The sequence below is a fragment of the Novosphingobium sp. AP12 genome, from assembly GCF_000281975.1.
GTDB lineage: Bacteria > Pseudomonadota > Alphaproteobacteria > Sphingomonadales > Sphingomonadaceae > Novosphingobium.
Genome location: NZ_AKKE01000139.1, coordinates 65,040 through 90,386, shown reverse-complemented (window position 1 = coordinate 90,386; position 25,347 = coordinate 65,040). Strand labels below are relative to the sequence as shown.

Below are 25,347 nucleotides of genomic sequence, written 5' to 3'. Positions count from 1 at the left end.
CGGCTTATTCCCAGTCTTGGCCCTAGCAAGCCCCGACCGACGTGGCGAGCGCCGCGCGTTACGATTTACATTGGCTCAAAAGCCGATACGTTTCGCCGCAAAAGGATTCATGGGAGGGACAATCATCATGCGCAGCTTCGCATCCGCGCTCGCCGTCGCCACGCTCGCGCTCGCCTCGACGGCGGTAACCGGCGCAGGTTCGGCGCCTGCCGAGACTGGCGCTGGTAACGACTGGGCAGCAGTAGGCGGCGCTTTCGACGAGAGCGGCTATTCGCGCCTGACGCAGGTAAATGCCGCCAATGCCTCCCGCCTCGGCGTCGCATGGTCGCTCGACCTGCCGGACGAAGTGACGCTGGAGGCAACCCCGCTTGAAGTGGAGGGCACGATCTACTTCACCGGCTCCTACGCGAAGGTCTACGCGGTCGCAGCGGCGACCGGGAAACTGCTCTGGACCTATGACCCGGAAGTCTGGAAGCACCACCCGGAGAAGATGTTCTTCTCCTTCGGCGCCAATCGCGGAATGGCGTTCGAGCGCGGCGCGGACGGGGTGGCGAGGGTTTTCGCCGCAGCGCTTGACGGCCGCCTGTTCGCGCTCGACGCCCGCACCGGCAAGGAGTTGTGGGTGACCGAGAGCGTGCCCAAGGGCGCCCTCAACATCTCCACCGGCGCGCCGCGCGTGATGGGCGGCAAGGTCATCATCGGCAACGGCGGCGCGGACTTCGGCGCACGCGGCTTCGTCACCGCCTTCGACACGGCAAGCGGCAAGCAGCTCTGGCGCTTCTACACCACGCCCGCCTCGCCCGAGCAGAACGCCGGCGACCCGGCGATGGAGCAGGCGGCGAAGTCGTGGGGTCCGGAGTTCTGGAAGAACACCGGCGGCGGCGGCACCGTGTGGAACGGCATGACCTACGATGCCGCGACGAACCGCATCTACATCGGCGTCGGCAACGCCGGACCCTACGACCCCGACAAGCGCGATCCCGGCGGCAAGGGCGACAACCTCTATACCACTTCGATCGTCGCGCTCGATGCCGATACCGGGCGCTACCTCTGGCACTACCAGGAGAACCCGCGCGACAGCTGGGACTACAAGTCCACGCCCAACATGGTCCTCGGCACCCTCCCCATCGACGGCAAGCCCCGCCGTGTCCTCATGCATGCGCCGACCAACGGCTTCTTCTACGTGCTCGACCCGGACACCGGAAAGCTGCTCAATACCCCCGGCATGACCACCTTGGTCGAGTGGGCGAAGGGCATCGACCAGAAGACGGGGCGCCCGATCGAGAACCCGAACATCCGCTACGAGACCGGCCTCACCAAGATGTGGCCCGGCACCGTCGGCGGTCATAACTGGCAGCCGATGAGCTTCAACCCGCAGACCGGGCTCGTCTACATTCCCGTCCAGCAGATCGGCGCTCGCTTCTCGCGCACCGACGGGTCGGAGAACGCCTTCAACGTCATGGGCCTCCACCTGGAGCCCATCACCGAGCGCGAGGGCGATGGGCGCGGCTACCTCGTCGCTTGGGACCCGGCGGCGCAGAAGAAGGTCTGGGAAGTTCGCCATGCCAACCTGTGGAACGGCGGCACGCTGACCACTGCAGGCGGCCTTGTATTTCAGGGCACCGCAGAGGGCGCCTTCAAGGCGTGGGATGCCCGTAGCGGCAAGCCGCTGTGGTCGTTCGATGCGCAGCTCGGCATCGTCGGCGCGCCGATCAGCTATTCGGTGGGGGGGAAGCAGTATGTCTCGATCCTCGTCGGTTACGGCGGCACCACGGCGGCTTACGGCAAGTTCATGGACGTGGGCTGGAAGTATGGCCGGCAGATGCGACGGCTCCTGACCTTCGTGCTCGACGGCAAGGCGACACTTCCGCCCGGCGAGCCCGCAACGTTCGAGATCGCCGCGCTCGACGACCCTGACCTCAAGCTCGACGAGGCGGACGTGGTGGCCGGCCGCGACCTGTCGGTCCGCTGCGCCGCCTGCCACGGGGTCGGCCTGCAATCCACCGGCACACCCGGGCCGGACCTCAGGGAATCGGGTATCGCGCTCGACCTCGCCGGCTTCACCGAGCTGCTCAAGTCGGGCACTCTGATCGAGCGGGGGATGCCGCGTTTCGACATGCTGAGCGACACCGAAATCCGCCAGATCCACGCCTACATCCGCGCCAAGGCGCGCGAGGCGCTGGGCAAGCGCGCCAGGGATGCCACCGCTCCGATGCCCAAGCTGTGACCGCAGCCTCATCGTGCCTGCGATGACCCGGCGGGACGGTTGATGCGCAGGCCACAGGCGGCCTAGCTACGCGCAACAATTCGGGGCTGGTCCTATCCGCGCCGCGCCCGAGAGAGGAAGGACGACAATATGAGTGATGTTCTCGGCTACAAGGGCAAGCGCGTCATCGTCAGCGGCTGCTTCTCGGGCATGGGCGAGGCTACCGCCAAGCTGCTGGTCTCGCTCGGCGCAGAGGTCCACGGCTTCGACTTCAAGGAAAGCGCGGTGCCGATGGCCTCGTTCACGCAGATCGACTTGCGCGATCCGGCGACCATCGAGGCGGCCGTCGCCGGTGTCGGCGGCAAGGTCGACGCGCTGTTCAACTGCGCGGGTCTTCCGGGCGGCGGCGGCTTCCCGCCGATGGACACGATGAAGGTTAACTTCCTCGGCACCCGCCACCTCACCGAGCAGGTCGTCCCGCTGATGGGCGACAAGGGCGCTATCGTCTCGATCGCCTCGACCGGCGGCCTCGGCTGGAGCCGCCGCATTCCCGTGCACATGCAGCTTCTGGCGACACAGGGCTTCCAGGCCGGTCTCGAATGGGCAGAAGCCAACCTCGACCAGGTTGCCGAGGGTTACGCCTTCTCGAAGGAAGCTGTGATCGTCTGGACCCAGTTCATGGGCGCGCAGCTCATCAAGAAGGGCATCCGCATCAACTGCTCGCTGCCCTCGCCCACGCAGACCCCGATGATGGCGACCTTCCATGCCACCTCGGGCAAGGACGTCGTCGACGCCGCCGCCGAGCCGCTCGGCCGCTACACCACCGCGGAGGAGCAGGCCGGGCCGCTGGTGCTCATCAACTCGGACCTCGCGGGCGTCGTCAATGGCGTCGTGCTGCCGGTCGACGGCGGCTTCATGGGCGGCCTCGCCACCGGCCAGGTCGACATCACCAAGATGATGAGCGCGGCCAAGAAGCAGGACGCCTGAGTCTTTCGCGCCGCAAGGCGACACAGGTTTACACGGTTTACACGGTCCTGGCGGGAAAGGTGTCGCCTTGCGGCCGGGATGTGTCGCCTTGCGCCCGAAAAGTGTCGCCTTGGGCGCCGGAAGTGTCGCCTTGCGCGCCGGAAGTGTCGCTTTGCAGGTGACAGGTGTCACCCTGGATGCCGCATGTGTCACCTTGCAGGTTACACCTGTCACCTTCCCGGGCGCATCGGGCAGCGACCAGTTGGTGACGATGAGGGCAGGGCGCGTGGGCATCCCGCGGAAATACCCCGCCCGGCCCTCTGTAGGAAAATGGATAGTGCCGGCCGCCCTGTCCTCCTGAAGCGAAGCAACGGGGATGCGGCAGCCGTCAGGGCTGGCGGAGAGGTCTTCATTACCCCTCCACCATCCGACTTCGTCGGCAGCTCGCCCTCCCATTCTTTCGGAACAGGGAGGATAGGGTCGACACCGATGCCGGTATCGATGCAACAAGACCCGGCACGCTACAGGAGACGACGGATGGACGAGGCGGTACTCTATGAGATTGACGAGGAAGGCATCGTCCTCCTCACCCTCAACCGCCCTGACCTGCGCAACCCGATCTCCGACCCCGAGATGGTCGAGGCGCTGACCGCCGCCCTCACCCGCCTCGACGCCGACCCCGCAGCGCGCGTCGCCATCCTGACCGGCGCGGGCAAGGGCTTCTCTTCGGGCGGCAACATCAACCAGATGAAGCCCGGCGGAAACCTCAACGCCGGTTCCCCGGCGGCGACGCGGCTTGCCTACAAGCGCGGCATTCAGCGCCTTCCGCTCGCTTTCGCCGCGCTGGAGGTTCCGGTGATCGCGGCGGTCAACGGCGCCGCCATGGGCGCGGGCTGCGACCTCACCTGCATGTGCGACCTGCGCATCGCGGGTGAGAGCGCCAAGTTCGCCGAGAGCTTCGTGAAGCTTGGTCTGATCGCGGGAGATGGCGGTTCCTGGCTGCTGCCGCGTGTGGTCGGCTGGTCCAAGGCCGCCGAGATGGCGCTGACCGGCGATCCGATCGACGCCGCCGAGGCACTCGCCTGCGGCCTGGTCAGCCGCGTGGTGCCTGATGCCGAGCTACTAGACGCTGCCCGCACTCTCGCCCGGCGGATCGCCGCCAACCCTCCCCATGCCGTGCGCATGACCAAGCGCCTGCTCTGGGAGGGCCGCCGCGCCGATCTCGCCACGCTGCTGGAGATGGCGTCCGCCATGCAGGCCGCTGCTCACGCCACCGCCGATCATGAGGAAGCGGTTGCCGCATTCCTCGCCAAGCGGACACCCGAATTCAAGGGCACTTGATTTCAATGTGATCCAATCTTATTCGCGTCACATCAAAATGTGAGATTGGACATTCCAATGGCTACCGATGTGATCGACAAGGTCCGCAAGCTCGTCAACGACGGCGGCATGAGCAAGGCAGGCCTCGCCCGCGCCGCCGGCCTCCACGCCAACACCCTGCGCGACTGCACCGAGCCGGACTGGAATCCCACCGCCGAAACGCTCGGCAAGCTTGAGCGCGTCCTCTTCGCCAACGACGACCGCGACATGCTCGTGCCTATCGAGGAGATCATCGACGAGGCCCGTAATGGCCGCATGTTCATCCTCGTCGACGACGAGGACCGCGAGAACGAGGGCGATCTCATCATCCCCGCGCAGATGGCAACGCCCGCCGCCGTCAATTTCATGGCGACCCATGGGCGCGGCCTGATCTGTCTCACGCTGACCAGCGGCCGGGTCGACGAACTTGGCCTCAACCTCATGAGCGCCAACAACGGCAGCCGGCACGAAACCGCCTTCACCGTCTCGATCGAGGCGCGCGAGGGCATCACCACCGGCATCTCCGCCGGGGACCGCGCCCGCACCATCTCCGTCGCCATCGACGGCACCAAGGGGCGGGACGACATCGTCTCGCCGGGCCACGTCTTCCCGCTGCGCGCGAAGGACGGCGGCGTCCTCGTCCGCGCCGGCCATACCGAGGCGGCGGTCGATATCTCGCGTCTTGCCGGGCTCAACCCCTCGGGCGTGATCTGCGAGATCATGAAGGAGGACGGCACCATGGCGCGCATGGACGACCTGATGGGCTTCGCGCGGCTGCACGACCTCAAGATCGGCACCATCCGCGACCTCATCGCCTACCGCCGCCGCCACGACCGCATGATCGAGAAGCGCAACGAGATCACCTTCCACTCGCGCAACGGCGGCGACTGGGTCGCGCGCTCCTACTTCAACCGCGCCACCGGCGACGAGACGGTCGCACTGGTCAAGGGCCGCATCGATCCCTCGCAGCCGACGCTGGTGCGCATGCACACGCTGTCGCTCTTCGCGGACATCTTCGGCGAAGACACCGGCGACCGCAGCGAGCTGCTCCAGCGCTCGATGAACATGATCGCCGAGGAAGGCTCCGGCGTGATCGTCGTCATCAACCGGCCGATGAACAAGCTGATGTCGCGGGTGATGGACATCAAGCAGGAATTCCGCAACGGCGGCACCCCGGACCTTGAGGAACTGCGCGACTACGGCGTGGGCGCCCAGATCCTCGCCGAGCTTGGCGTGCACGACATGGTGCTCCTGACCAACACGCGCCATTCCCTTGTCGCGCTGGAAGGCTATGGGCTCAATATCGTCGGCGAGCGTCCCATCGTCGACACTATCGAAGGATCGAACTGACATGGCCCGCTTCCTCATCGTCGAAGCCCGATTCTACGACGCTCTCAACGACATGCTGATCGCCGGCGCCAAGGCCGCGCTCAAGGCCGCGGGCCACAAGGCGGAAGTCGTCACCGTGCCCGGCGCGCTGGAAATCCCGGCCGCGATCTCGCTCGCCGACGCGACCGGCGACTATGACGGCTACGTCGCGATCGGCGTGGTCATCCGCGGCGAGACCTACCATTTCGAGATCGTCGCGGGCGAAAGTGCCCGCGGGGTCATGGCGCTTACCATGGACGGCATTGCCATCGGCAACGGCATCCTTACCGTTGAGAACGAGGAACAGGCGCTCGTACGCGCCGACCCCGCTCAGAAGGACAAGGGCGGCGAGGCTGCGAAGGCCGCCATCGCCCTTTACGGACTGAAGGACAAGTTTGGTGGCTGACGCGAACCCGGTCGATCATCCCGCCATCACGGGCATACCGCTCGTCTTGGGCGGCAATGTCTTCGGATGGACGATCGACCGGGACCGCAGCTTCGCCGTGCTCGACGCCTTCTTCGAGGCGGGCGGCCGGATGATCGACACGGCCGAGGGCTATTCGAACTGGGTCCCCGGCAACAAGGGCGGCGAATCCGAGGCGATCATCGGCGAGTGGATGGAAAGCCGGGGCGTGCGCTCCGAGATGCGCATCGGCACCAAGACCGGACAGGGCGGACCGCCCGGCGCGCTGCGCCCGGAAGCGGTCGGGCCCGCCCTCGAAGGCTCGCTGGAACGTCTGCGCACCGACTACGTCGACCTCTACTACGCGCACCGCGATGATCCCACCACGCCGCTGGACGAGGCGGTCGATGCCTTCGGCACCGCGTTCCGTTCGGGGCAGGCGCGCGAACTCGGCGCCTCGAACTACACGGCCGAGCGGCTCGCCGCCGCGCTTGAAACCGCCGACCGGCTCGGCACCCAGCCCTTCACGGTGCTGCAACCCCTCTACAATCTCGTCGCTCGCAGCAGCTTCGAAGGTCCGCTTCAGGACCTGTGCGTAGCGCGCGGAATCGCGGCGCTGCCCTATTACGGCCTGGCCTCGGGCTTCCTCTCGGGCAAGTACCGTTCGGCGGACGACTGGGCCGGCTCCGACCGTGCGCGCGGCCTCGACCAGGCGGCGGCGGACGGCGGATGGGAAACGCTCGCGGCCTTGCGCGAAGTGGCCGATGATCTGGGCGCGACGCCGGCGCAGGTCGCCCTCGCCTGGCTCAACACGCGCCGCGCGATCGCCGCCCCTCTCGCCAGCGCGACGAGCCCCGAACAGGTCGCCGATCTCGCCAGAAGCGCGCGGATGAAGCTGGATGAAAGTGTTTCCGCGCGCCTGAATGCCCGTTTATAAGTATTGATACTTAGCGTGGCCAATTTATGAACGAATTTACGTAATTCGTTCACCGAACCGCAATTCCTTCTGGCGTAATTCGTCCGAACGGAATGCCCACAACTGGGACAATCCGGAATTCTCGGTATCCAATCCTCCGTCATCGTGTAGTCGCCGTCATGCATCTCCGATTTTGATCTGAAATGGAGGTGTCTTTACGACTGCCAACACCATGCGAAAATGGTGAGGTCGCCAATCACGGCCCGGATATCCGGGTCCGGTGCGGGGTAATGCCCGCCCCGATGGAGAACACTTGGGTGAACACGGACGGAATTGCGAAGTCGCTGGTAACCGAACTGCAGGCGCGACTGGTAGAAATGGAAACGATCGGGGCGCTCGTGGCCGCGGCCCATCTCGAAGCCGCCATCGAAGCGTTGTGCCGCGAGTTCGGCGTGCCGCGCGATGCATCCAATACGGATTAGGCTACGCAAGACGCCAATGCGGATGACTGCCTATGGTTGTATCCGTGGCGGACGAAGCAGAAACGCGAAAACAATCAGGTAATTACCCTGATCGGCGCGGCTTTTCTCGCAACATTGGGAATAATCGCCGCGCGGTCGACTTCCGCTGATGAAGTCACGCGGCCTACAGCTGGCGGCCCTATTCGATGGAGAACACGGACCAGTTGATGCGCAATCGGGCGAAGGCCATCCGGCTGATCGGCATAGCCAACGAACTTCTGGCGATGGCGCGCGAACTGGAAATCGGCGAAAGCCCTTCCGCCATCCTCGATTCGCTGGCGGGCGGGACCGCCGAAGGCGGCAAGGTCACGGCCAGCCAGGACCACCCGATCTGGGTCGAACTCGCCCGCCAGAACTACGACGACAGGCGGCGGCGCACCAAGATCTTCCGCTCGGAGGAACTGTTCGGTGAACCTGCATGGGACATCCTGCTCGACCTGTTCATCGCCGCGAAGGAGCGGCGCCGCGTCTCGGTGACCAGCGCCTGCATCGGCTCGGCCGTCCCATCGACGACCGCGCTGCGCTGGATCGCGATCCTGGAAAAGCAGGGCCTGCTGGTACGCGAAGCCGACCCCGGGGATGCCCGCCGGGTCTACGTCAAGCTGAGCGCGCGGGGCTATGCCGCCATGCTCGAATACTTCGCCTCCGCATCCCGCTCGATCGTGCGGCTCGACGATTCCGCAAAGGAAATCGCCGCGCCGCGCTGACCGGCGGCGCCGGGCTATCAACCCTCTTAGCCCCATGGGAGGAGGCCCGGTGAAATGATGCGGAGGTGAGCGGGTGGCCGGTGCCGTCCATCGGCGCTGGTCACCCGCGACACAAATCGGCCGCCCAGGCGCATACGAAGCGCCGGACGGCCGTTTGATTATCGTCCGCCGCCGCGAGGCCCCCTGAAGGCCCCGCGCCAACGAAGATGGCGATCAGGCGCCGAGGCGGCCGAACGCGCCGATGCCGGCGTAGCGCGCAGCCTTGCCCAGCTCTTCCTCGATGCGGATAAGCTGGTTGTACTTCGCAAGCCGGTCCGAACGGGCGAGCGAACCGGTCTTGATCTGGCCGCAGTTGGTGGCAACCGCGAGGTCGGCAATGGTCGCATCCTCGGTCTCGCCCGAGCGGTGCGACATGACGGCGGTGTAGCCGGCGCGATTGGCGATCGACACGGCTTCCAGCGTTTCGGTCAGGGTGCCGATCTGGTTCACCTTGACCAGCAGCGAGTTGGCGAGGCCCTTCTCGATGCCCATGGTCAGGCGCTTGGGGTTGGTGACGAAGAGGTCGTCGCCCACCAGCTGCACCTTCTTGCCGACCTTGTCGGTGAGCGCCTTCCAGCCCTCGAAATCATCCTCGGCCATGCCGTCCTCGACCGAGATGATCGGGTAGGCATCGCACAGGTCCGCGAGATAGTCGGCGAAGGCCACCGGCGACAGGCTCAGGCCCTCGCCGCTGATCTCGTACTTGCCGTTCTTGAAGAACTCGGTCGAGGCGCAGTCGAGCGCGAGCTGGATGTCCGTGCCCGGCCTGAACCCGGCCTTCTCGATCGAGGCCATGACGAAGTCCAGCGCGTCGCGCGTGCTGGCGAGGTTCGGCGCGAAGCCGCCCTCGTCGCCCACTGCGGTGGCAAGACCCTTCTCGTGCAGGCCCTTCTTGAGCGTGTGGAAGATTTCCGCACCCCAGCGCACCGCTTCGGCCAACGAGTCGGCGCCGACCGGCATGATCATGAATTCCTGGAAGTCGATCGGGTTGTCGGCATGCTCGCCGCCGTTGATGATGTTCATCATCGGCACCGGGAGGACATGCGCCGAAACGCCGCCGACGTAGGAGTAGAGCGGCAGGCCGCGTGCATTGGCGGCGGCCTTGGCGGCGGCGAGGCTGACACCGAGGATGGCGTTGGCACCGAGGCGCGCCTTGTTGGCGGTGCCGTCCAGTTCGATCATCGCGAGGTCGAGGTCGCGCTGGTCTTCCGCGTCGGTGCCGACGAGGGCTTCGGCGATTTCGCCGTTCACCGCGTCGACGGCCTTGAGCACGCCCTTGCCGAGATAGCGGTCCTTGTCGCCATCGCGCAGTTCGACGGCTTCGTGGGCGCCGGTCGAGGCGCCCGAGGGCACGGCGGCGCGGCCGAAGCTGCCGTCTTCGAGGAGTACGTCCACTTCAACGGTGGGGTTGCCGCGGCTGTCGAGAATTTCGCGGCCGTGGATGTCGATGATCGCGGTCATTGGGCGGTTCTCCTCCTGTCGGCGCGCCGGCCGCGCCGTTTGCGGCGGTCTTAGCAGGGGAACTTCGCGTGGCAAGTTGCGTTGCAGCAATATCGTCGCGCAAATTGTGTTACTATGTCCTCATATGGCCTATAAGGGCAGCACCCCCGCGCCAAGGGTAGAAAAGGAAGGAATACCATCATGGTCGATCCCACCATCTCCGCCGGAAACGGCACCGAAAGCGCCAAGAATCACTTCTCCAAGGCCGTGGAAGAGGCAAAGGCCGGTGCGCAGGCACTGGCAGGCGAATACAAGGACAAGCTGAGCCAGGCCAAGGGCGAATGGACCAGCGAGGCCAAGGTGCGCTCGGACGAAGCCAAGGAAAAGGCCAATACCTTCGCCGCCGACGCCAAGGTGAAGGCCGCCGAATATGCTGTCGAAGGCAAGGCCAAGACCAGCCAGGCGATCGTCGGCATCTCCAGGCTGATCGACGATAACGCCACCCTCATCGACGAGAAGGTCGGCGCCAAGTACGGCGACTATGCCCGCACGGCATCAAAGTCGCTGAACGATGCGGCTGCCAAGCTCGACGAGAAGTCGCTCGAGGATCTTGGCGACGATGCGCGCGAATTCGTGCGCAACAGCCCCGGCATGGCCGTGGGCATTGCCGTCGGCGTCGGTTTCGTCCTCGCTCGCCTGTTCAAGGGCAAGTGAGGGCCCCCGCCCCCGCGTGACGACGACAATGCAGGAAACCGACACACGCCTCGCCCCCACGGGCGAGGAGTTCACTGACCTTTCGCTGGCGCAGGACCTGCGCCAGCTGGCCGACGAGGCAAGGACGCTTGCTCAGGCGGAATTCGCCTTTCAGAAATCACGCGCGGCGTTCGTCGGTGGCGAGACCAAGACCATTGCACTGTTGCTGGTGGTCGCGTTGGTCGTGGTGTTCTTCGCGGTCATGGCACTGGTGGTGGGCACGGTGATCGCGCTCGGCCCGGTGCTTGGGCCGTGGGGCGCCATGGCCGTCGTCACGGTCGCCCTTCTTGCGATCGCGGTGTTCAGTGCGCTGAGCGCGAAGGCCCGCCTCAAGCGGATGATGGCGATAGCCGGCAACGGCAACAAGACGTGAGAGGATCGAGGGGGCAATGAACAGGCTGGCAGCCCAAGTCATGGCGGATCGTGTGGCGCGCGACGCCGCGCGGGCGCGACTCAACGGGCATTATAGCGCGTTCAAGGCCGACGTAGCCGCACGCGGGATCGGCGGGCGCATCGCCGACGAAGCGGTCGAACAGGCCAAGCTGGTGTTCGACGAGGCCGTCACCGTCGTCGAGGAGCATCCCGGCGCGATCGGCGGAACCTTGGCGGCGCTGGTGCTTTGGTTGGTAAGAAATCCCCTCATCGCCTGGATCAAGGACACCTTCGATCCAGGCTCGAAATAAGGAGCCGTCCGGTGAGCACGACCGATCCGACTGATATCACCACCACCGGCAAGCCCAAGGCCGCCGCCAAGGGCACTGGCGGTACCAATGTCGTCACCCTCCCCGCCAAGGCGGTCGATGAGCGCCCCTCGGACAAGGTCATCGCCTTCGTCAAGCGCCACCCGGTGATCACGGTTGCCGGAGGCATCGCGCTGGGCGTCGCAGTGAGCGCGCTGATCCCCCGCCGCACGAGCCGCAAGTTCCTCGGCAAGGCGGTCGGGCTGGCGGAAGCGGCGAGCGCGGCCGGCGTGGTGCTCGGCAAGCAGGCGGGCGAAAAAGCCCATGACGCCGGCGTCGGCGCGCGCAAGCAGGCTTCGGTCCTGGCCCACAAGGCCGAAAAGGCCGGCGATGTCGCAGTCCACAGCCTCGAAAAATATGGGCTGGCTGCGGTTGCCGCCGCCACCGCCCTGGGCAAGGCTACGGCCAAGCGAGCGAGCCGTTTCAGTGATGTCGCCGCAGATGCAGCCCACCGCATCGGCGACGCCGCCGCAGACACCGCGCACCGGCTCGGCGATGTTGCGGCAGATCGCTCCGACAAGGTCGTCCATTTCGCGGAAGACGTTCGGAAGCGGGCCAAATCGCGCCGCTGAGTTGCCCGCATTATAATGCGTTGCAACATCGGATAAAGTCTGCATCGCAAGGGCGATCCCCACTTGCCCCGCAAGCTGGCTAAAATTATAGGGGCCGCTTCTCCCACACAGGAAAGCGGCCCTCTCCCATGCAGAAGCTTCACCTCGTCATGGGCGGCCGGGTCAAGGACCCGCGCAGCCTGGAATTCACCGATCTCGGCGCGCTCGACCTCGTCGGCGTCTACCCGGACTTCGCCTCTGCGCAGGAAGCCTGGAAGTCGAACGCCCAGCGCACTGTCGACGATGCGGAAATGAAGTACGTGATCGTCCATCTTCACCGCCTGCTCGAGCCCGGCCTGACCGAGGACTGAGCTTCTCAGGCACAGACAACAAAAAAGGCCGGCATCGCTGCCGGCCTTTTTTGTTGTCTGTGGAAGACTGGCTCAGATGAACTCGATCTTCTGGACGAGGTAGAACTTGTCGCCCGATGGCACGGTCACTTCGACCTCTTCCTCGACCTTGCGGCCGATCAGCGCCTTGCCGAGCGGCGAGTTGTAGCTGATGCGGCCAATCTTGGCGTCCGCCTCGTAAGGGCCGACGATCTGGTACTTCACCGGCTTCTCATCCTCGTCGAGGAGCGTGATCGTCGCGCCGAAGATGATCTTGTCGCTCGTCAGCGTCGCGGGGTCGATGATCTGCGCACGGGTGATCTTGTCCTCGAGGTCGGCGACCATCGCCTCGACCTGGCCCTGGCGCTCCTTGGCGGCATGGTACTCGGCATTTTCGGAAAGGTCGCCGTGGGCGCGCGCTTCCTCGATGGCGTCGACGATCAGCGGGCGCTCATCGCGAAGCGCCTTGAGGTCGGCGGTCATCCGCTCGTAACCTTCCGCGAGCATCGGCAGCTTTTCGATACTGGCCATTCTAACGTATTTCCTCCTGCTGCCTCCCCATCTCGATCGACCTGACCTGAGACTAGTCTCCTGTCCCGACCCGCGGGCTTTTAGCCGGTTGGGTCAGGGCCGATCTGCAGCGATGTGGGGAGGCGAGATCGATTTCAGCTATAGTAGTCTTGCAACGAACGCACTTCAAGTTGGCTGCCACGAATCGTCGCAATCGCTTCACTGGCGGCCACGCTGGCGGCGGCGGTGGTGAAGATCGAGACTTTCCCGGTCAGCGCCGAAGCGCGGATCGACGTCGAGTCCTTGAGGCTCTGCCAGCCTTCGGTGGTGTTGAAGATCAGCGCGATCTCGCCGTCGACGATCTTGTCGACGATGTGCGGGCGGCCTTCGGCGACCTTGTTCACCAGTTCCACCGGCAGGCCGGCGTCGGCGAGGTACTTCTGCGTGCCCGAGGTGGCGATCACGCGGAATCCCTGTTCGATCAGCGTGCGGATCGCGGGCAGGATCATCGGCTTGTCGCTGTTCTTGACCGAGACGAAGACAGTGCCCTCGGTCGGCAGCTTCATGCCCGCGCCGAGCTGGGCCTTGGCGAACGCTGTCGGGAAATCTGCATCGATCCCCATGACTTCGCCGGTGGACTTCATCTCGGGACTGAGCACCGGATCGACGCCGGGGAAGCGCGCGAAGGGGAAGACCGCTTCCTTGACCGCGACGTAATCCAGCTCGCGCTTGAACGGGGGGAACGTCGAAAGCATCTCGCCCGCCATGACGCGGCTGGCGATCTTGGCGACCGGCTGGCCGAGCGCCTTGGCCACGAAAGGCACCGTGCGCGACGCGCGCGGGTTGACCTCGATGAGGTAGACCTCGCCGTCCTTCACCGCGAACTGGATGTTCATCAGGCCGCGCACGCTGAGACCGAATGCGAGCGCTTCGGCCTGGCGTTCCATCTCGGCGATGATTTCGGGCGAGAGGCTGTAGGGCGGCAGGCTGCAGGCGCTGTCGCCCGAGTGGATGCCTGCTTCCTCGATGTGCTGCATGACGCCGGCGACGACGACCTGCTCGCCGTCGCAGAGCGCATCGACGTCGCACTCGATCGCATCGCGCAGGTACTGGTCGATCAGGACCGGGCTGTCGCCAGAGACCTGCACGGCGGTGGTGATGTAGTCGTCGAGCTGCTGCTCGCTGTCCACGATCTCCATCGCGCGGCCGCCCAGCACGTAGCTAGGGCGCATCAGCACCGGGTAGCCGATGCGGTTGGCGACGGCGACGGCCTCGTCGCGGCTGCGGGCGATGCCGTTGGCGGGCTGCCGCAGGCCGAGCTTGTCGACGAGTGCCGAGAAACGCTCGCGGTCTTCGGCAAGGTCGATCGCGTCGGGCGAGGTGCCGAGGATCGGGATGCCCTCGTCTTCCAGCGCCTGCGCCAGCTTGAGCGGGGTCTGCCCGCCGAACTGGACGATGACGCCGACGAGTTCACCCTTCGACTGCTCGACGCGCAGGATTTCCAGCACGTCCTCGGCCGTCAGCGGCTCGAAGTAGAGGCGGTCCGACGTGTCGTAGTCGGTCGAGACTGTCTCGGGGTTGCAGTTGACCATGATCGTCTCGTAGCCGGCCTCGGAAAGCGCGAAGCAGGCGTGGACGCAGCAGTAGTCGAACTCGATGCCCTGGCCGATGCGGTTGGGACCGCCGCCGAGGATCACGATCTTGCGGCGATCGGACGGCATGGCCTCGTCCTCGGGCTCACCGAAGAACGGGGCCTCGTAGGTCGAATACATGTACGGCGTGATAGCCTCGAACTCGGCGGCGCAGCTGTCGATGCGCTTGAACACCGGGAACACGCCGAGCTTGCGGCGAAGTGCGCGCACTTCCTTCTCGCTGGTGGCGCCGGCCATGGCGCGCAGCGCATCGTGCAGCAGGCCCGAGCGCTTTGCCTGGGTCTCGCCCAGGCCGCCCGCGACACCGACCGAACGCACCGCCAGCGTGGCGAGGCGCTTGTCGGAGAAGCCCATCGCCTTGAGGCGGCGCAGGCCCTGGGCGTCGATCGGCAGGCCGTGCTGCAGGACCTTCGCTTCTTCGGCGATGATCTCTTCGATGTGCCGCAGGAACCACTTGTCGTAGTGAGTGATCGCGTGGATTTCCTCCACGGTGAAGCCTTCGCGGAAAGCCTGCGCCGCATGGAGGATACGCTCCGGCGTCGCCTTGGAGAGCGCCGCGGTGATGACGTCGCGCCCTGCCCCTTCAAGCGCGGGCACGCGGTTGAAACCGTCGAGCCCGGTCTCCAGGCCGCGCAGCGCCTTCTGCATCGATTCCTTGAAGTTGCGGCCGATCGCCATGACTTCGCCCACCGACTTCATCGCGGTGGTCAGGTCGTTCTTAGCGCCCTTGAACTTCTCGAAGGCGAAACGGGGGATCTTGGTGACCACATAGTCGATGGTCGGCTCGAACGCCGCCGGGGTGGCGCCGGTGATCTCGTTCATGATCTCGTCGAGCGTGTAGCCCACCGCCAGCTTGGCGGCGACGCGCGCGATCGGGAAACCGGTGGCCTTCGAGGCCAGCGCCGACGAGCGCGAGACGCGCGGGTTCATCTCGATGACGATCAGGCGGCCGTCCTTGGGGTTCACCGCGAACTGGACGTTCGAACCGCCGGTCTCGACGCCGATCTCGCGCAGCACCTCGATCGAGGCGGTGCGCATGATCTGGTATTCCTTGTCGGTCAGCGTCAGCGCCGGGGCGACGGTGATCGAGTCGCCCGTGTGTACGCCCATCGGATCGACGTTCTCGATCGAACAGATGATGATGCAGTTGTCGTGGCGGTCGCGCACGACTTCCATTTCATACTCCTTCCAGCCGAGCAGCGATTCCTCGATGAGGACCTCGGTGGTCGGGGAAGCGTCGAGGCCCGAGCGGACGATCGCCTCGAACTCGGCCTTGTTGTAGGCGATGCCGCCGCCGGTGCCGCCCATCGTGAAGCTGGGACGGATGATCGAAGGCAGGCCGGTACGCTCCAGCACCGCGAACGCCTCATCTAGCGTATGGGCGACGCCCGAACGCGCCGACGCGAGGCCGATCTTGTCCATCGCGTCGCGGAAGCGCTGGCGATCCTCGGCCTTGTCGATGGCGTCGGCATCGGCGCCGATCATCTGGACGCCGTACTTTTCCAGAGTGCCGTCGTTGAACAGCGCCAGCGCGCAGTTCAGCGCCGTCTGCCCGCCCATCGTCGGGAGCACCGCATCGGGGCGCTCCTTCTCGATGATGCGGGCGACGATCTCCGGCGTGATCGGCTCGACATACGTGGCATCGGCCATGTCCGGATCGGTCATGATCGTCGCCGGGTTGGAGTTCACCAGGACGACGCGGTAGCCTTCCTCCTTCAGCGCCTTGATCGCCTGCGTCCCCGAATAGTCGAATTCGCAGGCCTGGCCGATGATGATCGGGCCGGCGCCGATGACGAGGATGGAGGAGATGTCGGTACGCTTGGGCATGGGCTGTCCTGGGGTATCCTGTAAGTCTTTTTAGATCGGTCCGGCGGCCTAGGCCACCAGATTGCCGAACGCCTTGTCCCAGTACTCTGGTCCTTGCGTGTTGGCTTGTACGATTATCGGGTTGGTCTTCTGTTCCTCGCGGATCACTTCGCGGAAGCGGTCCGCCTGGAACTGGTGCATCGAGCCGCCGTACTCGCCTTCCTTGGTCGACCAGGCACCCTTCTCGATCATCAGGTCGATGAAGGCCTTGCCGGCTTCCTTGGAGTGCTTGCGCACCTTCATGCCGAACTTGCGCACGGCCACGGAAACCTTGTCGTCGAAGATGAGCTGCAACTCGCCGTAAGGGTAGAAGCGCGGCGCGACCGAGAGGTCGGAGGCCGGGCCGGCGATGTAGTAGGCGAGCATGTGGTCGATCAGGTCGGTCATTGTTCAGGCACCTTTGCGGTTGTCAGGTGCCCGAGTGCATAGGCAATCCGGGTGGCCGGGTCGAAAGCTCCATGGACCGCATCGGCAATGATCGCCGATGCGGGGGACGGCACGGATGCCGCTTCAGGAGCCATGACGCGGGCCGCCATCAACCCAGCATCCCCACGAACTTGTCGAACAGGTAGAAGCTGTCCTGCGGGCCGGGGCTCGCCTCGGGGTGGTACTGGACGCCGAAGGCGCGCTTGCCCTTGATCGCGATGCCGCAGTTCGAGCCGTCGAACAGCGAGACGTGGGTTTCCTCGATGGTGTCGGGGAGCGTCTTGTTGTCGACCGCGAAACCGTGGTTCATCGAGGTGATCTCGACCACCCCGTCGCCGAGGCGCTTGACCGGATGATTGGCGCCGCGGTGGCCCTGGTGCATCTTGCTGGTGGTCGCACCCGCGGCAAGGCCGAGCATCTGGTGGCCGAGGCAGATGCCGAAGACCGGCACGTCGCGCTCCATCAGCGCTTGGATCACCGGCACCGCGTACTTGCCGGTCGCGGCCGGGTCGCCCGGGCCGTTCGACAGGAACACTCCGGCAGGCTCGAGCGCTAGGATGGTTTCCAGCGTCGCTTCGGCCGGAACCACGGTGACCCGCGCGCCCGCCTTCACGAGGTTGCGGAAAATGTTGTCCTTGGCGCCGTAGTCGATGGCGACGACGTGCGGGCGCTCGTCGCGCGGGGAGCGGCCGTATCCGGTGCCCAGCGTCCAGGTCGAGCCTTCCCAGCCCTCCTGGATCTCGCGGCTGACGATCTTGGCGAGGTCCATGCCTTCGAGGCCCGGCCAGTCCTGCGCCCGCTTGATGAGCGCGGGAATGTCGAAGTTGCCGTCGGGATCGTGGGCGATGACGGCGTTGGGGGCGCCGGCCATGCGGATGCGGCGGGTCAGCGCGCGGGTGTCTACGCCCGAGATTCCGACCTTGCCCTTGTCCGCCAGCCATTGACCGAACTCACCGGCCGAACGGAAGCTGGAGGCCAGCGTCACGTCCTCGCGGACCACGCAGCCGACGGCACCATCGACCTTCGACTCGAGATCTTCCTCGTTAACGCCGACGTTGCCGATGTGCGGGAAAGTGAAAGTGACGATCTGGCCCGCGTAGGACGGGTCGGTCATGACTTCCTGGTAGCCGGTCATCGACGTGTTGAAGCAGACTTCTCCCACGGATTCACCGACATGGCCGAAGCCACGGCCCCAGACTACGTGCCCGTCGCTGAGGACGAGCACGGCGGTCGCCCCTTCAGGTTTGGGCGCAAGCGAAGATGCGGCGTCGGCCATGATGGGTCGCTCCGTTGCAGGCGTTTTCTGACGTTGTGTGCTAAGAAGCTGCCGCTAGAGAGGGTTGTCCACCGCGTCAAGGCGCGGAGGTGCAAAATGGGCAGCGCCCTGCTAGTTTTGCAGATGCATTTGCTCCAGCGAGCGACCTCAACCTCTGTCAGGATACCATAGAGATAATGCTTCGTGATTCGATCAAGGCCGCCCAGATCTCCGCGATGAAGGCCGGGGAAAAGCAGCGCCTGGCCGCCGTTCGCCTCATCCTCGCCAAGATCAAGGACCGCGACATCGAACTGCGCACCGCCGCCGTCGCACCCGACGACGATGCGCTCGTGATCGACGTTCTGCAGAAGATGGTGAAGCAGCGCCGCGAATCGATCCAGCTGTTCGAACAGGGCGGCCGCCCCGAGAAGGCCGCCGAGGAACAGGCCGAGCTGGTGGTGATCGAGGAGTTCCTCCCCGCCCAGCTCTCCGAGGAGGAAACCAAGGCGATCATCGAGACTATCAAGGCCGAGGTTGGCGCTGCGGGCATGAAGGACATGGGCAAGGTCATCGCGGAGCTGAAGGCCCGCCACGGCAGCGAGCTCGACATGGGCAAGGCGAGCGGTTGGGTGAAGGCGGCGCTAAACTAACCATGCCGCCCGCAAGGGCCGGCATTCGACAGACTCCCCTCCCGCCTGCGGGAGGGGCCGGGGGAGGGCCTGTTGGAAGATACGACTGACAACGGCTACTCCCGCCCCACCGCTCGCTCACGGCAACTACGCCGCGATGCGACACCGGCCGAGCGGCAACTCTGGCAGCACATCCGAGCCCGCCAGCTTCGCGAAGTCCGCTTCAACCGCCAGTTTCCCGTCGGCCCGTTCATCTGTGACTTCGTGTCGCGCGAACATCGGCTGGTCATCGAACTGGATGGCGGCCAACATGCCTCGGCGACAGACTACGACCGGCGACGTACGCGGTTTCTCAATGAACAGGGTTATACGGTGATCCGCTTCTGGAATTCAGACGTGCTTGATAATATCGAGGGCGTCCTGGCGCGTATCGCAGACATACTGGCGGACATGCCCTCCCCCAGCCCCTCCCGCAGGCGGGAGGGGAGTTTATGGGGCCCGGCGCGTTCGCGCGGGCGGGCCATCTGATGCTGACCCCCCAATGGCTCGACCAGCTCCGCTCGCGCACGACCCTCTCCGCCGTGGTCGGTCGCTCGGTGCGCCTGCAGAAGGCGGGGCGGGAGCATCGGGCCTGCTGCCCGTTCCACAACGAGAATTCCCCCAGCTTCTACGTCAACGACGAGAAGGGTTTCTACCACTGCTTCGGATGCGGGGCGCACGGCGACGCGATACGGTGGATGACGGACCACCAGGGCCTCGCCTTCATGGATGCGGTCAAGGAACTGGCCGCCGAGGCCGGGCTGGACGTGCCCGCGCCCGATCCGCAGGCCGCCAAGGCCGCGGAAAAGCGCGATTCCCTTCATGACGTGATGGCCGCCGCGCAGGAATGGTTCAAGGCGAACCTAAGCGTTCCCGAGGGTGACGTTGGCCGCACCTACCTCGGCACGCGCGGCTTCGACGCGCACACGGTCCAGCGCTTCGGCTTCGGCTATGCGCCCGAGGGCCGGCAGTCGCTCAAACAGGCCCTCTCCCGCTTCCCCGAGGCTATGCTGATCGAGGCGGGCCTGCGCATCGAAGTCGACGGGCGCGATCCCTACGACCGGTTCCGGGGCCGCCTGATGCTCCCGATCGAGGATGCGCGCGGCCGGGTCATAGCTTTCGGCGGACGTATACTCGCCAAGGACAAGACGGATGCGCCGAAGTACCTGAACTCGCCGGATACGCCGCTCTTCGACAAGGGCCGCACGCTCTACAACCTGCACCGCGCCGCGCCCGCCGCGCGCCAGTCGGGGCGGATGGTGGTGGTCGAGGGCTACATGGACGTCGTCGCGATGGCCGCCGCCGGCATCGCCGAGTGCGTTGCTCCGCTCGGCACGGCCCTGACCGAGCACCAGATCGAGATGCTCTGGCGCCATGTCGAGACGCCGATCCTGTGCTTCGACGGCGACAAGGCCGGCCAGCGCGCGGCGATGCGCGCGATCACCCGCGCCCTGCCGCTGCTGCGCCCCGCCCATTCCCTGCGCATCGTGCGCCTGCCTGAGGGCCTCGACCCCGACGACCTCATCAAGGCCAAGGGCGCGCGCGCCATGGAAGCATTGCTATCCGAGCCGAAAAGCCTCGTGGAGGTGCTGTGGGAGGCCGAGCGCGACGCCGTGCCCCTCAGCACCCCCGAGGACAAGGCCGGCCTCAAGGCGCGGCTCATGGCGCACGTCGAGACGATCCAGAACCCCGACATCGCCAGCCTCTACCGCCGCGAGCTGCAGGACCGCTATTCCGAGTTCGCCTTCCCCAAGCGCGAGAGCCGCTGGCAACCGAACGCGGGCGGCGGCTTCCAGCAAGTACGGCAGGGCGCAGGTCCGCGCGGTAAGTGGAACGGCAAGCCCACCCCTGCCCCCTCGACGCCCGAATCGCTGAGCCGCCTGAACGCGCGCTATTCGCCGGGCGGCACGCGCGACGGCCTGTCCGCCGCGGTCATCGCCGGGCTGATACGATGGCCCGCCCTGCTGGTCCGCCATGCGGAGGCACTGGCCCGCACGCCGGGCCTCGATCCCCGGTTCGCATTGCTGATCGATTGCTGCCATGCAAGCGGCACGCTTGAAAGCGTGCGACTTGAGACCATATTACGAGCAAACGGTGCGGAACCTCCTCGTTCTTCCGAATATTCCGACTTCCCCTTCGGCTTCCTCGGGGCGGATGGAGACCCGGAAAAATCGGCCGAGGAACTGACGCAGGCCATCCAGCTTTTGATAGAGCGACCCGTGCTTGAAGCGGCCCTGAAAACGGCCACCGAACGTCACGAACGGGAGTTCACCGACGAAACTTTCGCGGAGCAGCAGCGGCTGCGCGAGAGAAAGCTGGAATTTGACAGTCGCCTCAGGCAAATGGCGACCAGACATGCGTCTTCGTGAATTATAATTATACGAAGGCACACGGGATAACGGCGGAAGAATGAGCAAGAACGACAACACCGGCGACACCAACGACGGCACCGATGCGCCGCTGATCGACCTCAACGAGGGATCGATCAAGAAGCTGATCGCCCGCGCCAAGCGTCGCGGGGTGATCACCTATGACGAGCTCAACGAGGCCCTTCCGCAGGACCAGATGTCGTCCGAGCAGATCGAGGACATCATGGCGGCCATCTCCGAGATGGGCGTCAACATCGTCGAGAGCGACGAGGACGCCGATAAGGAGCAGGACGACGACCGCGAGGCGGACGACGCCGACGCCGAGGGCGACGATGTTTCCCCGCGAGTCATGGTCGACGCCGCGAAGAAGAAGGAAACCATCGAGCGTACCGACGATCCGGTGCGCATGTACCTGCGCGAGATGGGCGCGGTCGAGCTGCTCAGCCGCGAGGGCGAAATCGCCATCGCCAAGCGGATCGAAGCCGGCCGCGACATGATGATCCTGGGCCTGTGCGAGAGCCCGATCACCTTCCACGCCATCATCCAGTGGTCCGAAGCGCTCAACGCCGGTGAAATGCAGCTGCGCGAGATCCTCGATCTCGACGCCATGCTGTCCAAGGAACCCGCACCCGAAGCCCTCAACGAGGACGGAGAAGGCGACGACGACGGTGAGATCAGCGAAAAGACCGCCGGTCCCTCCTTCAAGGAAGAGGACGACGTCGAGGAGGAATCCGCCGACGAGGTCGACGAGGACGGCAACCCGGTCACCAAGCGCGCCGAGGAAGAGGACGAGGAAGACAACACCCTCAGCCTCGCGCAGATGGAAGCCGCGCTGAAGCCCGAGGCGCTCGAGAAGTTCCTCCTCATCACCGAGCTGTTCCAGGCGTTCGAGAAGCTCCAGAACGAGCGTCTCGAAGCGCTCGCGCTGGGCATCGACTTCCCGGCCGCCAAGGAAGAGAAGTACCAGCAGCTTCGCGAAGACCTCACCGCGCAGGTCGAATCGGTGAAGTTCCACGCGACCAAGATCGAATACCTGGTCGACAACCTCTATGCCTTCAACCGCCGCCTCACCACGCTGGGTGGCCAGATGCTCCGCCTGGCAGAGCGTCACAAGGTCAAGCGCACCGACTTCCTCGAGACCTACGTGGGCCGCGAGCTGGACGATTCGTGGCTGCCCGAGATGGCGAAGAAGGACAAGAAGTGGGCTGCCTTCGCCGAGGCCGAGGCCGACGCGGTCGAGCGCATCCGCTCGGAAGTCGCCGACATCGCCGCCGCCACCGGCATGGCGCTCCCCGAGTTCCGCCGCATCGTGAACATGGTCCAGAAGGCGGAGCGCGAGGCGCGCATCGCCAAGAAGGAAATGGTCGAGGCGAACCTGCGCCTGGTGATCTCCATCGCCAAGAAGTACACGAACCGCGGCCTGCAGTTCCTGGATCTCATCCAGGAGGGCAACATCGGCCTGATGAAGGCCGTCGACAAGTTCGAGTATCGCCGCGGCTACAAGTTCTCGACTTACGCCACCTGGTGGATCCGTCAGGCGATCACCCGCTCGATCGCCGACCAGGCCCGCACCATCCGCATCCCGGTCCACATGATCGAGACGATCAACAAGCTGGTCCGCACGAGCCGCCAGTTCCTCCACGAGCAGGGCCGCGAGCCCACGCCCGAGGAAATGGCCGAGCGCCTGAGCATGCCGCTCGAAAAGGTGCGCAAGGTGATGAAGATCGCCAAGGAGCCGATCTCCCTCGAGACGCCGATCGGCGACGAGGAGGATTCCCACCTCGGGGACTTCATCGAGGACAAGAACGCGATCATCCCGGTCGATGCGGCGATCCAGGCAAACCTCAAGGAAACGGTCACCCGCGTCCTCGCCTCGCTTACCCCGCGTGAAGAGCGCGTGCTGCGCATGCGCTTCGGCATCGGCATGAACACCGACCACACCCTCGAGGAAGTCGGCCAGCAGTTCTCGGTCACCCGCGAACGTATCCGCCAGATCGAAGCCAAGGCGCTGAGGAAGCTCAAGCACCCGAGCCGGTCGCGCAAGATGCGCTCGTTCCTCGACCAGTAAGAGAAAAGCCCCGCTTCGGCGGGGCTTTTTTGTGGCGTCAGGAGCGGGAAACCAGCGTCAGACGAACTCGTCGCGCATGCTCAGTTCGCCGGTCACCCCGTCGCCAGCACCAGGTTGCCGATATAGAACAGCGGCCAGGCCGCCAGCGCCGCGACTGTCGCCGAGCCGCTCTCGATCGCTCCCATCGCCGCGATGCCCAGTACGTTGCCCGCGACGATCAGCGCCGCGCCCAGTCCGACGCGCGAGCGCGGGAAGGTGCTGATCCACGCCGCCGCGGCCATGCCGCCCAGCGCCAGCCCCAGGAACAGCGGCACGCCGACGCCCGCCCGGTCCGCCGCGAAGAAGCACAGCAGCGGTGTCCCCAGCGTCAGCGCAAGCGCCGAGGCCCGCCGCCCGCTGTCCATCACCGCCCGGCGATGGAGCAGGAACAGGCCGAGCCCGATGAGATAGCCCACCAGCAACAGGTTGAGCGCGATCAGCGGCGCATAGTCCAGCAGCGCCGAGCCCAGCCCCTCCAGCGCCAGCATTCCCGCCAGCGAACGGGTGTCGTTGCCCCGATGCCGCAGCACCGCATAGACCGCCAGAAGCAGCAGCGGCGCCGCCTTAAGCACAAGCAGGTAGGCGCCCGGCGTCGTCCCGCTATGCAGCACAACCCAGGCCACGGCGCAGGCCATGCTCGCCAGCAGCCAGGGTCGGCGTTCGATCAGGGCACGCTTGGGCATGGGTCTCGTCTCGTCGTTCAGGGCAGTTCGACCGGCCATGGCAGATGCGCCGCCCCTTTTCCATGGCGCGCATACCGGCTAGGCGCGCAAGGATGACCGACCCCACCCCATACGACGTCCACATCATCGGCGGCGGCCTTGCCGGCAGCGAGGCCGCGTGGCAGCTCGCCCGCCGGGGCCTGCGCGTCCGCCTCTCCGAAATGCGCGGGACCGGCGAGCGCTCTCCCGCCCACCAGACCGACGGGCTGGCGGAGATGGTGTGCTCCAACTCCTTCCGCTCGGACGACAGCGAGAAGAACGCGGTCGGCCTGCTCCACCACGAGATGCGCGCCTGCGATTCGATCATCATGGCCGCCGCCGCCAAGGCGCAGGTCCCTGCCGGCTCGGCGCTGGCGGTGGACCGCGACGTGTTCTCCGCCGAAGTCGAGGCGCGGCTGGCTGCCCTGCCGGGTCTCGACATCGTGCGCGAACGCATCGACATGCTGCCCGAGGCCGGCCTCACCATCGTCGCCACCGGGCCGCTGACGGGCGAGGCGCTGGCCGGCTCGATCGGCCGCGCCACGGGCGCCGATAGCCTCGCCTTCTTCGATGCCATCGCGCCGATCGTCTACCGCGAGTCCATCGACATGGACGTGTGCTGGATGGCCTCGCGTTGGGATAAGGGCGAGACCAAGGACTACATCAACTGCCCGATGAACCGCGAGCAGTACCTCGCCTTTCACGCCGGCCTCATCGCGGGCGAGAAGACCTCGTTTAAGGAGTGGGAGGAGAACACCCCCTACTTCGACGGCTGCATGCCGATCGAGGTCATGGCCGAACGCGGCGTCGATACCCTGCGCTTCGGGCCGATGAAGCCGGTCGGGCTCGACAACCCGCACTGGGCGACGCCCGAACATCCGAACGGACGCTGGGCCTATGCGGTGGTGCAGCTGCGCCAAGACAACAAGCTGGGCACCTTGTGGAACATGGTCGGCTTCCAGACCAAGCTCAAGCATGCCGAACAGGTGAAGCTGTTCCGCACTATCCCGGGCCTCGAAGGCGCGGAGTTCGCGCGGCTGGGGGGCCTGCACCGCAACACCTTCCTCAATTCGCCGGTGCTGCTGGACCGCAACCTGCGCCTCAAGACCGCGCGGCATGTTCGCTTCGCCGGGCAGATCACCGGCTGCGAAGGCTATGTCGAAAGCGCTGCTATCGGCCTGCTCGCGGGCCTGATGACCGCTGCGGAACTGACCGGGCGTGAATGGCAGGCGCCGCCGCGCACCACCGCGCTGGGCGCCCTGCTCTCGCACATCACCGGCGACGCAGAGGCGGAGAGCTATCAGCCGATGAACGTCAACTTCGGCCTGTTTCCCCCGCTCCACGACGTGAAGAAGAAGTCGCGCAAGGAAGCCTACACCTCACGCGCCAAGGAAGAGATCACGCCCTGGCTGGGAAGCCTGATGCCGGCGTGATC

Annotated in this window: 25 protein-coding genes; 18 read left to right on the top strand and 7 right to left on the bottom strand. The window is 65.7% G+C overall.

All coding sequences use genetic code 11. The features are described from left to right. Positions 1-127 precede the first annotated feature (127 nt). The 8 genes from PMI02_RS20355 (at position 128) to PMI02_RS20320 (ending at position 8,446) form a co-directional block, all read left to right on the top strand. The gene (locus PMI02_RS20355) at positions 128-2,227 is read left to right on the top strand and encodes a PQQ-dependent dehydrogenase, methanol/ethanol family (protein ID WP_007686421.1); all 2,100 of its coding nucleotides are present in this window, start codon (positions 128-130) and stop codon (positions 2,225-2,227) included. A gap of 129 nt (positions 2,228-2,356) precedes the next feature. Further along, positions 2,357-3,193: a coniferyl-alcohol dehydrogenase gene (locus PMI02_RS20350; RefSeq protein ID WP_007686419.1), complete on the top strand. Its 837-nt coding sequence runs from the start codon at positions 2,357-2,359 to the stop codon at positions 3,191-3,193. A gap of 516 nt (positions 3,194-3,709) precedes the next feature. Further along, the gene (locus PMI02_RS20345) at positions 3,710-4,513 is read left to right on the top strand and encodes a crotonase/enoyl-CoA hydratase family protein (protein ID WP_007686417.1); all 804 of its coding nucleotides are present in this window, start codon (positions 3,710-3,712) and stop codon (positions 4,511-4,513) included. 57 nt (positions 4,514-4,570) lie between these two features. Beyond that, a complete protein-coding gene (gene ribB, locus PMI02_RS20340) occupies positions 4,571-5,881 on the top strand; it encodes a 3,4-dihydroxy-2-butanone-4-phosphate synthase (protein ID WP_007686415.1) in 1,311 nt (436 codons plus the stop codon). 1 nt (position 5,882) lies between these two features. Next, positions 5,883-6,305: a 6,7-dimethyl-8-ribityllumazine synthase gene (ribH, locus tag PMI02_RS20335; RefSeq protein ID WP_007686413.1), complete on the top strand. Its 423-nt coding sequence runs from the start codon at positions 5,883-5,885 to the stop codon at positions 6,303-6,305. After that, positions 6,298-7,239, top strand: a complete 942-nt coding sequence (locus tag PMI02_RS20330; protein ID WP_007686411.1) for an aldo/keto reductase — start codon at positions 6,298-6,300, stop codon at positions 7,237-7,239. The genes ribH and PMI02_RS20330 overlap by 8 nt, the downstream gene beginning before the upstream one ends. 296 nt (positions 7,240-7,535) lie before the next feature. Further along, on the top strand, positions 7,536-7,700 hold the full coding sequence (locus tag PMI02_RS20325; protein ID WP_238539123.1) for a hypothetical protein: 165 nt from the start codon (positions 7,536-7,538) through the stop codon (positions 7,698-7,700). Positions 7,701-7,885: 185 nt separating this feature from the next. Beyond that, the gene (locus tag PMI02_RS20320; protein WP_007686407.1) at positions 7,886-8,446 is read left to right on the top strand and encodes a hypothetical protein; all 561 of its coding nucleotides are present in this window, start codon (positions 7,886-7,888) and stop codon (positions 8,444-8,446) included. A gap of 213 nt (positions 8,447-8,659) precedes the next feature. Here PMI02_RS20320 and eno read toward each other — a convergent pair whose 3' ends face one another. Next, positions 8,660-9,946, bottom strand: coding sequence for a phosphopyruvate hydratase (gene eno / locus PMI02_RS20315; protein ID WP_007686406.1), 1,287 nt, complete (start codon positions 9,944-9,946; stop codon positions 8,660-8,662). Positions 9,947-10,126: 180 nt separating this feature from the next. Between eno and PMI02_RS20310 the strand changes: the two genes are divergently transcribed. The 5 genes from PMI02_RS20310 (at position 10,127) to PMI02_RS20290 (ending at position 12,340) form a co-directional block, all read left to right on the top strand. Next, positions 10,127-10,639, top strand: a complete 513-nt coding sequence (locus PMI02_RS20310) for a hypothetical protein (RefSeq protein WP_007686404.1) — start codon at positions 10,127-10,129, stop codon at positions 10,637-10,639. 28 nt (positions 10,640-10,667) lie between these two features. Further along, complete coding sequence (locus PMI02_RS20305; RefSeq protein WP_007686403.1) at positions 10,668-11,051, top strand: phage holin family protein; 384 nt, start codon at positions 10,668-10,670, stop codon at positions 11,049-11,051. A gap of 16 nt (positions 11,052-11,067) precedes the next feature. Then, positions 11,068-11,361 carry a hypothetical protein gene (locus tag PMI02_RS20300; protein ID WP_007686401.1) on the top strand — a complete coding sequence of 98 codons (294 nt, stop codon included), beginning with the start codon at positions 11,068-11,070 and terminating at the stop codon, positions 11,359-11,361. Between the two features lie 11 nt (positions 11,362-11,372). Continuing rightward, a complete protein-coding gene (locus PMI02_RS20295) occupies positions 11,373-11,990 on the top strand; it encodes a hypothetical protein (RefSeq protein ID WP_007686398.1) in 618 nt (205 codons plus the stop codon). A gap of 128 nt (positions 11,991-12,118) precedes the next feature. After that, a complete protein-coding gene (locus tag PMI02_RS20290; protein WP_007686395.1) occupies positions 12,119-12,340 on the top strand; it encodes a DUF4170 domain-containing protein in 222 nt (73 codons plus the stop codon). 72 nt (positions 12,341-12,412) lie between these two features. Here PMI02_RS20290 and greA read toward each other — a convergent pair whose 3' ends face one another. From greA to carA, 5 genes are all read right to left on the bottom strand, one after another. Beyond that, complete coding sequence (gene greA, locus PMI02_RS20285) at positions 12,413-12,889, bottom strand: transcription elongation factor GreA (RefSeq protein WP_007686393.1); 477 nt, start codon at positions 12,887-12,889, stop codon at positions 12,413-12,415. 134 nt (positions 12,890-13,023) lie between these two features. Beyond that, positions 13,024-16,347, bottom strand: coding sequence for a carbamoyl-phosphate synthase large subunit (carB, locus tag PMI02_RS20280; protein WP_007686391.1), 3,324 nt, complete (start codon positions 16,345-16,347; stop codon positions 13,024-13,026). 48 nt (positions 16,348-16,395) lie between these two features. Continuing rightward, the gene (locus PMI02_RS20275) at positions 16,396-16,773 is read right to left on the bottom strand and encodes a hypothetical protein (RefSeq protein ID WP_007686390.1); all 378 of its coding nucleotides are present in this window, start codon (positions 16,771-16,773) and stop codon (positions 16,396-16,398) included. Next, the gene (locus PMI02_RS27340; RefSeq protein ID WP_007686389.1) at positions 16,770-16,922 is read right to left on the bottom strand and encodes a hypothetical protein; all 153 of its coding nucleotides are present in this window, start codon (positions 16,920-16,922) and stop codon (positions 16,770-16,772) included. Before PMI02_RS27340 ends, PMI02_RS20275 begins: the two co-directional genes overlap by 4 nt. Then, positions 16,922-18,088 carry a glutamine-hydrolyzing carbamoyl-phosphate synthase small subunit gene (gene carA, locus PMI02_RS20270; RefSeq protein WP_007686388.1) on the bottom strand — a complete coding sequence of 389 codons (1,167 nt, stop codon included), beginning with the start codon at positions 18,086-18,088 and terminating at the stop codon, positions 16,922-16,924. Before carA ends, PMI02_RS27340 begins: the two co-directional genes overlap by 1 nt. Before the next feature lie 176 nt (positions 18,089-18,264). Between carA and PMI02_RS20265 the strand changes: the two genes are divergently transcribed. From PMI02_RS20265 to rpoD, 4 genes are all read left to right on the top strand, one after another. Continuing rightward, entirely contained in the window at positions 18,265-18,717 is a 453-nt protein-coding gene (locus PMI02_RS20265) for a GatB/YqeY domain-containing protein (RefSeq protein ID WP_007686387.1), read from the top strand. A gap of 72 nt (positions 18,718-18,789) precedes the next feature. Beyond that, positions 18,790-19,224, top strand: coding sequence for an endonuclease domain-containing protein (locus PMI02_RS26550; protein ID WP_007686386.1), 435 nt, complete (start codon positions 18,790-18,792; stop codon positions 19,222-19,224). Further along, positions 19,224-21,104, top strand: a complete 1,881-nt coding sequence (gene dnaG / locus PMI02_RS20260; RefSeq protein ID WP_036504744.1) for a DNA primase — start codon at positions 19,224-19,226, stop codon at positions 21,102-21,104. The genes PMI02_RS26550 and dnaG overlap by 1 nt, the downstream gene beginning before the upstream one ends. Before the next feature lie 40 nt (positions 21,105-21,144). Continuing rightward, positions 21,145-23,172 carry an RNA polymerase sigma factor RpoD gene (gene rpoD, locus PMI02_RS20255; protein ID WP_007686384.1) on the top strand — a complete coding sequence of 676 codons (2,028 nt, stop codon included), beginning with the start codon at positions 21,145-21,147 and terminating at the stop codon, positions 23,170-23,172. A 92-nt stretch (positions 23,173-23,264) separates the two neighbouring features. Here rpoD and PMI02_RS20250 read toward each other — a convergent pair whose 3' ends face one another. Then, complete coding sequence (locus PMI02_RS20250; RefSeq protein WP_007686383.1) at positions 23,265-23,894, bottom strand: hypothetical protein; 630 nt, start codon at positions 23,892-23,894, stop codon at positions 23,265-23,267. A 92-nt stretch (positions 23,895-23,986) separates the two neighbouring features. Here PMI02_RS20250 and trmFO point away from each other — a divergent pair, with 92 nt between their 5' ends. After that, positions 23,987-25,345, top strand: coding sequence for a methylenetetrahydrofolate--tRNA-(uracil(54)-C(5))-methyltransferase (FADH(2)-oxidizing) TrmFO (gene trmFO / locus PMI02_RS20245; RefSeq protein WP_007686382.1), 1,359 nt, complete (start codon positions 23,987-23,989; stop codon positions 25,343-25,345). Positions 25,346-25,347 lie beyond the last annotated feature (2 nt).